General features: G+C 72.7%; 12 protein-coding genes. All 12 read right to left on the bottom strand.

The annotated features are described in order from the left end of the window. A partial coding sequence (locus HYE82_RS28345; protein WP_179177020.1) for a DUF927 domain-containing protein occupies positions 1-3,211 on the bottom strand: 3,211 nt, incomplete at its 3' end. A 253-nt stretch (positions 3,212-3,464) separates the two neighbouring features. Next, positions 3,465-3,755 carry a hypothetical protein gene (locus HYE82_RS28340; protein ID WP_179177019.1) on the bottom strand — a complete coding sequence of 97 codons (291 nt, stop codon included), beginning with the start codon at positions 3,753-3,755 and terminating at the stop codon, positions 3,465-3,467. Positions 3,756-3,960: 205 nt separating this feature from the next. Further along, positions 3,961-5,106 carry a DNA polymerase III subunit beta gene (gene dnaN / locus HYE82_RS28335; RefSeq protein WP_179177018.1) on the bottom strand — a complete coding sequence of 382 codons (1,146 nt, stop codon included), beginning with the start codon at positions 5,104-5,106 and terminating at the stop codon, positions 3,961-3,963. Then, positions 5,103-5,459: a hypothetical protein gene (locus HYE82_RS28330; RefSeq protein ID WP_179177017.1), complete on the bottom strand. Its 357-nt coding sequence runs from the start codon at positions 5,457-5,459 to the stop codon at positions 5,103-5,105. The genes dnaN and HYE82_RS28330 overlap by 4 nt, the downstream gene beginning before the upstream one ends. Then, positions 5,456-7,078 carry a DNA cytosine methyltransferase gene (locus HYE82_RS28325; RefSeq protein ID WP_309144475.1) on the bottom strand — a complete coding sequence of 541 codons (1,623 nt, stop codon included), beginning with the start codon at positions 7,076-7,078 and terminating at the stop codon, positions 5,456-5,458. Before HYE82_RS28325 ends, HYE82_RS28330 begins: the two co-directional genes overlap by 4 nt. Then, the gene (locus tag HYE82_RS28320; protein ID WP_179177016.1) at positions 7,075-7,350 is read right to left on the bottom strand and encodes a hypothetical protein; all 276 of its coding nucleotides are present in this window, start codon (positions 7,348-7,350) and stop codon (positions 7,075-7,077) included. The genes HYE82_RS28325 and HYE82_RS28320 overlap by 4 nt, the downstream gene beginning before the upstream one ends. Beyond that, positions 7,350-7,655, bottom strand: a complete 306-nt coding sequence (locus tag HYE82_RS28315; RefSeq protein ID WP_179177015.1) for a hypothetical protein — start codon at positions 7,653-7,655, stop codon at positions 7,350-7,352. The genes HYE82_RS28320 and HYE82_RS28315 overlap by 1 nt, the downstream gene beginning before the upstream one ends. Then, the gene (locus HYE82_RS28310) at positions 7,652-7,894 is read right to left on the bottom strand and encodes a hypothetical protein (protein ID WP_179177014.1); all 243 of its coding nucleotides are present in this window, start codon (positions 7,892-7,894) and stop codon (positions 7,652-7,654) included. Before HYE82_RS28310 ends, HYE82_RS28315 begins: the two co-directional genes overlap by 4 nt. Positions 7,895-7,984: 90 nt before the next feature. After that, positions 7,985-8,278: a hypothetical protein gene (locus HYE82_RS28305; protein ID WP_179177013.1), complete on the bottom strand. Its 294-nt coding sequence runs from the start codon at positions 8,276-8,278 to the stop codon at positions 7,985-7,987. A gap of 110 nt (positions 8,279-8,388) precedes the next feature. Next, positions 8,389-9,126: an FtsK/SpoIIIE domain-containing protein gene (locus HYE82_RS28300; RefSeq protein WP_179177012.1), complete on the bottom strand. Its 738-nt coding sequence runs from the start codon at positions 9,124-9,126 to the stop codon at positions 8,389-8,391. A 40-nt stretch (positions 9,127-9,166) separates the two neighbouring features. Beyond that, positions 9,167-9,913 carry a hypothetical protein gene (locus HYE82_RS28295; RefSeq protein WP_179177011.1) on the bottom strand — a complete coding sequence of 249 codons (747 nt, stop codon included), beginning with the start codon at positions 9,911-9,913 and terminating at the stop codon, positions 9,167-9,169. 57 nt (positions 9,914-9,970) lie between these two features. Continuing rightward, positions 9,971-10,520, bottom strand: a 550-nt coding sequence (locus HYE82_RS28290) for a hypothetical protein (protein ID WP_179177010.1), incomplete at its 5' end; no start/stop codon positions are given.

Here is a 10,520-nt window from a genome sequence, read left to right as displayed (position 1 = left end):
GCTCGGGCGCGGCGCCCTGGGTCGGGATTGACGGCATGGCGGGGGGTGCGGGCTGCTGGGCGAGGTGGGGGAAGGCCTGGGCGTTGAGGTGCTGCATGGCGGGGTCGAGGTAGCCGACGTCGCAGCGCATGACGCCGGGGATCTCCATGTGGGCCCAGGCGCCGTCGGCGGTCTGGTGGGTGGTGTTGTGGCCGCACCGTACGCAGGTGCCGCTGGGAACGTCGTCCATCTGCACGGCCATCGGGGTCTCCTCCTCTTCTGCGTGCGCGGTGGGGGCGGGGCCGGTCTGCGGGTCGGTGCTGGCGTCGGGCTCGTCGGCGAGGGTCTCCTGGACGGGGCCGTCGCCCTGGGGCGTGCCGCTGTCGTCCTCGGGTCCTTCGCCGCCCCCGCCGTCGGTGCCCGGGGTGGGGTCTTCGTCGGTGTCGTCGCCGGTGGGCAGGACGAAGGTGTAGGTGTCGACGGTCGTGCGGCCGGTGCGGACCTTGTTGCGTAGCCGGTTGTTCGCGATGAGCCGGCCGTCGTCGCGCAGGTCGCGCAGGCCCAGCAGGGCGTCTTCGATGTTCGCGGCGGTGGCGATGTTCTTGATCTGGTTGGTGAAGACCGCGACCTGCTGCGGGGTGAGGAAGAAGCCTTCGAGTTCCCGCGCGGCCAGCATCGGGGCGTCCTCGCCTCCCTGGAGGTGCCGCTTGTAGAGGTCGAGGTCGGGGAACGCGCCGGGACGGGAGGACACGGCCTGCACGACGGCGGCCAGGAGGCGGTCGGCGGGGGTGCCGCCGCGTTCTTCCAGTTCCATGGTCAGGGTGCCCAAGCGTTCCTGGGCCGCGCGGAGGGCCGCGTCGCGCAGGCCGGTGACTTCGAGCATCTCTTCCAGGCGTCCGGCTCCCGCGACGGCGAGGGCCAGGTGTTCGCCGAGGGTGGAGGTCACGCCGTCCTGACCGCAGCCGAGCTCGTCCTCGGCCTGAGCGACGGCGGCGCGGAAGTCGTTCAGGCGCAGGTCGGTCAGCAGCCAGCGCAGCGGCCAGCCGTAGGCGCGGTAGCTGAGCTGCTTGACGCGCTTGGCGGTCTGGCCGTCCTTGACGATGGGGGTGGGGATTTCCACGACGCGGGCGGCGATGCCCTCGTTGGTGATCCGGCCGGTCACGGAGACGTTGCCGGTGGCGAAGAGGACCGATTCCCATCCAGCGGTGGTGCGCGAGCCTCCTCCGCGCAGGCCGATGGTGCGCTTGGCGCCGTCGGTGGTGGTGAAGATGGTCTGCTCCAGCTTGGGGCCGGTCAGGCCGGAGGCGCCGAGCTCGTCGCGGAACGCGGTGATGATGCCGAGGGCTGCGAGGCTTTCCAGGAGGCCGATGGGGCTGACGCTCCAGCCGGTGACGACGTACTTGGGGTTGCCGAAGATCGCGGCGGCGGCGTCCATGCCGGTGGTCTTGCCCTGGCGGGCTCCGCCGACCGCCAGAACCCAGAAGCCCTGGCGCTCCAGGGGGCTGAGGTAGATGCCTCCCAGGGCTGCGCCGATCATCAGGGCCAGGCGCTCGTTGCCCTCCTCTGCGGCCAGGGTCAGCAGCTTCTGCCAGTTGGTGCGGGCCCGGCCCTCGGAGAGGATTTCGACGAAGTAGCCGGGCGGGGCGACGTCGCCGGAGGGCACGACGAGGGTGTCGTCGTTGACCCAGCGCGGTACGGCTTCCTGCTCCGGGGCGTAGGTGACGGCGATCTCGTTGATGGCGGTCTGGACGGCCTTCTGCACCTTGTCGTCGGCGGAGAGCGGGACGTTCAGCATCTGCGCCCACTCGCCAGTCTTGACCTGGTCGGGGGTGCACTTGGCGATCTCGGCGCCCTCGTCGAGGGACATGGTCAGGCGCAGGTCGTGGCGGGCGCGGCGGGCGGCGCCGTCGCGGACGACCAGCTGCTCCAGCACGTAGGGCAGGACGGAGGAGAACTCCCAGACTTCGACGCGTTCGCCGCTTTCGGGGTCGCGGATGGTGGTGAGGCGGTAGACGCCCCGGTCGAACTCGTCGCTGCCGTCGCCGAGGGAGTAGCGCCACTGGCCGGTCGACATGGCGATGGGGTTGGCCGGCTCGATCTCGGCGGGCTTGGGGCCGCGCCGCTTGGGGCCCTTCTTCCCCTTGGGCTCCGCGTCCTTCTCGGGAGCCTTCTTCGGGTCGGGCGCCGCGGCGGGGGCGGCCGGCTCGGTGAGCGCGCCTTCCAGGGTGAGGGGGTCGACGTCCTCGAAATCGTCGAGGGGGTGACCGGCCTGGAGGTGGTCGGTGGCGTCGGCGCCGTCGAGGTCGACGGCCGCGCGGACGACACGGACGGAGGCGGCGACGCCGTGGAGTTCGTCGGCGACGTGGGCCGCGTGGCGGTAGCCGGGAAGGTCGTTGTCGGCGACGACCACGACGTGCGCGCCGCGCAGCTGCTCGGTGTGCTGGCTGGACCAGGACCCGGCGCCGTTGGAATGCGAGGTGCCGACCCCTCCGGCCGCGGTGACCGCGTCGGCGTCCCCTTCGCCTTCTGTGACGTGGATGGTGCGGCCGTCCTTGATGGCGGCGGCGACGAGGGGGAGGTTGTAGAGGCCGAGCCAGTCGCCGAGCTTGCGGCCCGGGTGGGGGTTCTTGCCGTCGGGGTAGGAGGTGGCGAAGCGGCGGCCCTTCTTCTTGTCCGGGCAGGCCGCGTCGGTGCACTTGTGCCGGTGGACCCGGGCCAGGACCTTGCCGTCGGCGTCGGTGTAGGTGTGGGTGGTCTCGGCGTAGGTGTGGGTGTGCCCGGCCAGGGCCTGCTTGAGGCGGGCCTGGGCGGTCTTGCGGGTCTTGGCGACGTCCTTGCCCGGCGTACGGCTCGGCGCCGACGTGGGCGCGGCTTCAGGGGACGTACGGCGACGCGGGAGGGAGGTCCCCCTCGCTCCGCTCTTGGCCTGGGCCTCCGGGGACAGGCCGTCGTACAGGTCGGCCCAGCTCAGGCCGAGGGCGTCGATGACGGCCCGGCGGTCGCAGCCGCCCTTGCACTCGAAGACGACTCGGCCGGCCTTGTCGTGGGTCGGCGGCTTCCAGTCGGCGGAGAGCGAGGGGCTGTTCACATCGTGCACGGGGCACAGGGCGTCCAGGCCGTCACCGCGCGGGCGCGGGTTGCAGTCGTGCGCTTCCAGGGCGGCGAGGAACCGCTCCAGGCTCACCCGGTCGTGGGAGCCCTGAGCGGAGGTCTGGGTGGTGGGGGAAGTCATCGGGCACCACCGCCGGAGATGGACACGGTCGGGGTGACATTCGGGACATTTGAACTGCTGATGTAGTGGATGGCCGAAGCCATGGGTACCCTCTCAAATGACGAAGGGCGTTCTCGTCCAACCACAGACGGCTTGCTAGGCCGAGATCCGGGGTTACCAGCCCCGGGGATGTGGATCAGACGGATCGCCTGTTGCAGCGATGAGGGCCCGGACACTTCTTGCCAGGAGAACCGGGCCTTTGTCGTACCTGAGGTCAGGCTGCCGTTATGGCCCCCGATCCCTCGCCCTTCGCGCGGACGATCTCCTCCACGACCTCGCGCAGCGCGTCGCAGGCCCGGATCACGGCGTGCGGGTCGTCGGCGATCGAACGGGCGAGCTTCTCCGTGAGCATGCCGGCCGAGAACGCGGCCACCAGCCTCTGTGCGTTCTTCGGGGAGATGCCCCGCCTCACGTTCGCCCCCGGCACTCCGGCGATGTTCACGATCGTGGAGACCGACGGACGTGAAACGTTGCCCGCCATGCGGGCGATCTCCGTCGAGGTCACGCCCTGCGGCGGAACCTTCCGAGGAGTACGCGGAGTTGCGGCCACCGTGATCCTCCAGACTCAGCAATGAAAATCTGCTGACGATGACCGTACCGGATTTCGGCGACACGCGGGACACGACACACCACTCCTTGCAAATTCAGTAACAGCCGTACTCAGGAAGGGCGGGCCCGGCCGCCTTGGACGACCGGGCCTGCCACGGGGGTCAGTTGGGCGTCGGCGCGTCCGAGTGCTGGCGTACCGGCATCAGCAGGTAGCACAACGCGTCCCGGCCCGAGCCGGGCGTGTGGAGCAGGACGGGCCGGTCCGGGCGGGTCAGACTCAGCTGCACGGTGCGGGACTTGAGGGCCCTCAGGCCGCCGAGCAGGTACGTCGGGCTGAGGGCCAGGCGGATCGGCTCGCCCTTGACGGAGCGGGCGTCCAGCTCGTCCCGGGTCCGCGCCTCGTAGCAGGATCCGCCCGCGACGACGACGGGGGCGCCGGGCTGGATGGTGAGGCAGACCGGGACGTAGTCGCCCGCCACGGCGACGGCGCGGCGCACCACTTCGACCAGTGCCATGCGGTTCAGGACGGCGGTGGTCGCGAACGTCTTCGGGGTGAGCTTGCCGAGGTCCGGGTAGTGGCTGGCCTCCAGCGGCGTGTGGGCGACGGTCATGCCGGGCGTCGACACGGAGAACCGCTGTCCCTCGGCCGCGGGCAGGCCGATGGTCACGGTCTCGGCGTGCCTGAGGTCGGCGGCCGTGGCGCGCAGCGCCTTGCCCGGGACGACGCAGACCTGGGAGGGGGCCCGGCGGGCGGTCCGCTCGATGGGGATGGACCGGAAAGAGGCGCGGTGCCGATCGGTGGAGGAGAGCCGCAGTTCGTGGCCGACCAGTTCGACGCGGATGCCCATGAGCATGGGCAGCGTGTCGTCGGTCCCGACGGTGACGGCGACCTGGTTGACGGCCGCCGCGAACTCCCGGCCGCCGACCGTCCCGACGGTCCTGGGCAGGTCGGGCATCGCCGGGTAGTCGCCGTCCAGGAGGGGAACGGCGATGCTGCTCGCGCCGAAGGCGAAGTGCGCGATGCCGGTCTCGACGGTGATGTCGAGCGGGGCCTTGGCGGGGAGGGTGCGGGCGATGGCGGTGAGCATCCGGCCGGGCAGGACGCCGGTGCCGGCCACGTGCACGGACGCCGGGACGGCGGTGCGCACCGCGAGGGTGGGCTCGCCGGAGGCGGTGAGGCTCAGCTGCTGGCCGTCAGCAGTCAGCTGGAGCCCGGCTGCGGTCGGTGCTGCGGGCCGGGCGGGGATGCGGCGGCCGACCAGGCGCAGGGCGTCGGTCAGGGTCTCGGTGGTGAGGGTGAGCTTCATGCGGCGGTGCTCCTTCCAGAGGACTGCGGACGCGGGGAGGGGGTCTGGCCGGGGTGGAGGTCGATCGGGCCGGGCCCGTACGTGCCGGGCGCGGGCGGGGCGAGGACGGCCTTGAGCTGGCCGCGGTAGAAGAGCCGGCCGTCGTCGCCGAGCTCGAAGGCGACGGGCTCGGGCTCGCCCTTGGGGACGGGGACCGGCATGTACACCGGGGTGGTGTCGATGCGTTCGCCGTCGATGAGGAGCCCGCGGTGATCGCAGCGGATGACGTGGCCGTGGCGGTGGACTTCGAGGGCCTGCCTGTTCGCGGCCCGGTCCTCGCGGTCCCAGCGCCAGGAGCGCAGCTGGTCGCTCATGCCGTCAGCTCCAGCTCGGTGCCGGTGATGGCCTCGGCCAGCGCGGAGACGAGGATCTCGGCGACCGGCGGGGTCACGGCGTTGCCCAGGAGCCGGACCCGGTCGCGCTTGCTGCGCGCGGCCAGCTGGTAGTCGTCGGCGAAGGCCATGCCGCGGCCGATCTCGTGGGGCTCGAGCATCCGGTAGAGGACGTCCTGGATGTCGATGTCGGCGAGGGACTGCACCAGCGCCCACCGGTCGCGCGTGGTGAAGGCGCCGACCGGGGAGGTGGCGGGGACGGCGTTGCCGTTGCCGTAGTACGGCACCAGCAGCGTCTGGAGGTCCTCGCCGGAGATGCCGGGCGGGGTGACCAGGCCGTGGTGGTTGCCGCCCGCGGTGACCGCGTGCAGCGGAACCGACAGCGGCCGGGCCCGCTCGGAGTCCCCTCCCCCGCGCACGGGGGTGACGAAGGGCTCGAAGACGCCGGGCGGCAGCCACGCCAGGCCGGTCTCGTTCCGGGCGGTCTGGGTGCGCAGTGGGCGGTGTGCCGGGGAGGCTTCCTTGCCGTCGCGGCCCTCGGAGGGGATCAGCAGCGGCGGCACCGCGAGCGCGTCGTTCTCCCGCGTCGTGCGGGTCGGCATCGGCGCGGCCACCGGCGTCGCCGCGTCCCGCCACGTCCCGCCGGAGGGCACCATCACCGGCTGGCTGAAGCGCTCCAGGCCGGCGCGGATGCGGGCGATGGTCTTGGGCTTGAGGCCCTCGGGGGCGTCCGCCGTGCGCGGCCGGTCGCCGATCGGCGTGCCGGGGATCGTCCAGTCGATCGCGGCGAGCGCGGGCAGGACCTCCGGCTCCACGATCTGGTTGCGGCAGGAGGTGCTCGGGCACCGGTACACGTACTGGCCCGAGCGGATGCCGTAGCGGCCCATGTCGGCGCCGGGCTTCTTGAAGACCTGCATGGCGCGGACGACCTGCTCGCAGCCCGAGCACCAAGCGGTCGGCCGCAGCCACTTGTTCCAGTCCGGGGTGCGGCCGAGGGAGCGGTGCCAGTAGGCGACGTAGAGGCGGTCGCGGGACTGCGGGGCCCGAAGGAGCGTGCGCGGCTGGGCGTGCATCGAGTTCAGGGCGATCGTCTTGGTGGCATAGCCGAGCTTGTGGAGCTCGCCCAGCCAGCGGTCCCACTCGATCCAGGCCCGGCAGTCGATGACGTTCTCGACGATCCCGGCCAGGACCAGGCCGCCGCGCTCCTGGACCCCGCGCAGGTACATCGGGACCTCCTCCATCAGCGCGCGGGAGCGTTCGTCCGCCGGGTCACGCGGCTTCTCGAAGCCGGGAAGCTCCTCCTGCGCGGTGTCGAAGTCGCGCTTCTTGCCGCGGGCGTTGGTCCACTTCGGGCACTCCGGGGAGGCCCAGAAGACCTGGGCGACGGGCCACTTCTCGACCGGGGCCTGGCGGATGTCGCCCTTCCAGTGGTCGGCGTGGGGGAAGTTGAGGGCGTGGGACTCGATCGCCGGGTCCCAGTGGTTCGCCGCCCGCGTCACGCGTACGCCGGGAACGGCGTCGATGCCCTGGGAGGATCCGCCCGCGCCGCAGAACCAGTCCATCGCGTTGATGACGTCGCTGTCGTGCCGGTAGCCGCTCACAGCCACACCTCCGGGTCCGTCTCGGCGTCGAAGGTGAGGGTCATGGCGCCGGGTCCGGGCTGGAGGCGGCCGTGTTCCTCCAGGAGGCCCTGGTGCTCGTCCGCGTCGCAGACGAGCCGGCCGCCGGGGAGCTCCTGCCACGCGTAGGTCAGGGCCGTCTCGCGGGCCTGCGCCTCGGTGCCGAAGTGGATCTCGCCGCCGTCGGGGTGCTCCAGCACCTGCCCGCACTCGTCGCAGGCGGCCAGGAGGCAGGTCGCGGTCTTGAGGGCCATCACCGCACCGCCTTCCGGGAGCGGCCGGCGGGGCTGACCTTCCAGCCCTTGTCGCGCCAGGCCCGGATCGTGCCCTTGGTGACGCCGAGGTAGAGGCCGACCTCGGTCGGGCCCATGCCCTTCGCGGTCAGGAGGCGGGCGGTCTCGATCTGCTCGGCCCGGTTCAGCTGCGCCGGGAGCTCGCCGTGGACGGCGAGTTCGACGGCGATCCAGTCGATGTCGCGCTCGGCGTCCACGGTGGCCGCGCTGGTGGTGGCGAGGCTGATGCGGCCGCGGCAGCCACCGAAGCGGTGGGCGGTCATCATGCCGCCACCCCCGTGATCGGCAGGACGACGACGAACTGGTCGCCGCGGGCGGCGAAGTGAACGTGCGCACCACAGCCGGTGGTCGCGGCCAGGCGGTCGGCGTCGCTCAGCGCGCGCGGGTTTCCCGCGGGAAACGCCTCCACGCTCTGGCAGGGCCGGCCGTCGCACTCGGCGCACCAGGAGCTGGTCGGCGGCCGGTCGGGGGCGCCGGTTGCGCCCGCGAGGGTCTGTGTGGTCATCTCGGTCTATCCCTTCGGGGTGTGGACGGGGCGCGCTCTCTTGCTTGCTGGCGGTGGGCGCGCCCCGTCGTGCTGTCTGGGTTCCGGCGGTCAGAGGGCGTGCGGGCAGTACGGGCAGTCGCAGTGGTGTCCGGCGAAGGCGGCGCGGTCGCGCTCGTGCTCGGCAGCGGGGTCCGCGGCCAGCCGCGGCCAGCGGCCGGAGGCCAACTCGGCCTTGACGGCGGTGCGCACCTGGTCGACGGCGCCCGTGACGACGCCGAGCCGGAAGGCGATCAGGGACGGGTGTTCCTTGAGGTGGCCGCGTACCAGGACGTCGGCGAGGTCCATGGCCATCCCGTGCGCGGCGATCTGCACGGCGTCGAGGGTGTTGTTCACGTCGCTCACGAGTCGGTGCCTTTCGGTTGGCCGCCGGGACCGGGTGGTCCCGGCGGAAGCGCGAGTGGAACATGCAGGGCCTGTGGACGCGGGACGAGGATTTCCGCCTCCGCCGCAGGTCAGTTGTGGACAACTCCGAGCGCGAGGGCGCGCAGGTCGGCGTCGGCGAGGTAGCCGATGGCCAGGCGGCGGCCCTTGCCGCCGGGCAGGCGCAGGACGCCGGTCCCGCGTTCGCCGCTCGTCAGGGCGGGGTCGATGCCGAGGCGGGAGAGGATCGCGCGGCTGGGTCGGCCCATGGCGACGGTGGCCACGTGGCGCAGGACGTCCCGGTCGCCGAGGCCGAACCAGGTGAGCGCGTCGAGGTTGGCGTCGACGGCGAGGTGGCAGCCGACGCGGCTGCCGGCCAGCACGATGGGCCGCAGCAGGCGGACGGCGGCGTCCAGCTTGGCGTGGCCTCCGCCGTGAACCCGGGCCAGGATCTGCTGGAGTTCGTCGACGACCAGGAGCCGCCGCGGGCCCGCTTCGCCGGAGGTGTAACGGCGCATCGTCTCGGCGTGGAAGGCGGCGATCTCCTCGGCGATCTCGGCCGGGGAGCAGCCGAGGGTGAGACCCGGCAGGTCGGCCAGGGTCTCGAAGGAGGCCCCCTTGGGGTCGATAACGGTGACGGTGGCGCCGCCGGCGAGGGCGTGCGCGGCGACGCGGCGCAGGAGGGAGGAGACGCCGCCTCCGGTCCATCCGGCGGTCAGCAGGTGCGGGTGCTGGCCCAGGTCGAGGGTGACGTCCTCGCCGGTGTCGAGGTCCGTGCCCAGGGCCAGGTGGTCGTGGTTGTGCGCCTGGGGGATGCGGGTGCTGGTCATGGAGTGCCCTTCTTTCAGTCGGGGTTGGTGTGGTTGCGGGTCAGCGGTGGAGGGTGCCGAGGGCGAGCGCGTGGGCCTGCTCGGCGGTGAGGTGGGCGAGGTCGAGTCGGCGGCCCTGGTCTCCGGGGGTGCGCCAGATCGCCGAACCCGCGCGGGGGCGGGCCAGCAGCGGGTCGGTGCCCAGCAGGCGGGCCAGGTCGTGGTCGGCGGTGCCGAGCGTGAGGGTCGCGGTGGCCGACCTCAGCAACTCGTCCAGCAGCTGCACGGCGATGGCGGCGTCGATGTCGGTGACCAGGTGGACGCCCGCGGCGCGGCCGGTCAGCACGATCCGCTTGAGGTCGGTCAGCGCCCACAGCAGGTCGTGGTCCTCGTCCTGCTTCGCGTTGTGCCACAGGGTCGCGAGCCCGTCGACGGCCAGGACCCTGCGGTCTGCGACCAGGTCGGGGTCCTCGGCGACGGCGCGGAGCCGGTCCTCGATGTCTCCGATGTACGAGCGGACGACGTCCTCGATCTCCGGCGGCTCGTAGGCGATGTCGAGGCCGGGGACGCCGGCGAGCTCCTCGTATTCGACGTTCCAGCCGTCGATGACGGTGGCGGTGCCGCCGGTGGCGACGGTGTGCGCGGCGATCAGGCGGATCAGGGAGGTGGTGCCGTAGCCGGGCTTGGCCGCGATCGTCAGGTTCGGGGTGGTCTCCCAGTCCAGGAAGACCGGGGCACCGCTGTCCGGGTCGGTGCCGAGCGGCACCAGGTGGGGCCGGCTCGGGTCGGGCGTGTAGGCGGTGTTCATGGTTCCTCGTCTCGGTCGGGTCAGCGAGCGGTCATGGTCTGCGGGAAAGCGGACAGGTCAGTCGCCAGCCGATTCGGCGATGGCCGCGGCGCGTTCCAGGAGCTCGAGGACGGCGCCGACGGTGAGCTGGCCGATGTTGTTGGCGACCGCGATGTCGTGGCGGCGGCGTACATCGGCGGGGTCCAGGCCCTGGGCGCGGGCCTCGGCGTCGAGCCGGGCGAGGTACGCGCCGGAGGGGCGGGCGTAGGGGGCCGGGTCGGTCATCGCGGCGCGGATGTGGACGTGGGAGCGCAGCGCGGTGTCGGCTTCGGCGGCGACGGCCTGGAGCGCGCCGAGGATGCAGTGCCGTCCGCTGGCGTCGGTGAGTTCGCCCCGGCACCATCCGGCGGTGGCGAGCACGGCGGCGGCGCGGCGGATGTGGACGCTGGCCAGGTGGGCGGGACGCAGGTGCCGGCGGGTGATCCGCTCCAGCAGGGTGGGGCGGGCCTGCTGGCGGGCGGCGGCGGTCGCGCGCTCGTTGCGTTCGACCTCCGCGAGCCCGGCCGCGACGAGCGCGGCGATGTCGATCCCCCGCCCGGGGGCCGGAACCGGGGACGCGGGGAGGGGG

Source organism: Streptomyces sp. BR123, from assembly GCF_013401435.1.
In the GTDB taxonomy this organism is placed as follows: domain Bacteria; phylum Actinomycetota; class Actinomycetes; order Streptomycetales; family Streptomycetaceae; genus Streptomyces.
Note: the sequence above shows the minus strand (reverse complement) of the source record. Positions and strands in the feature narration are given on the sequence as shown.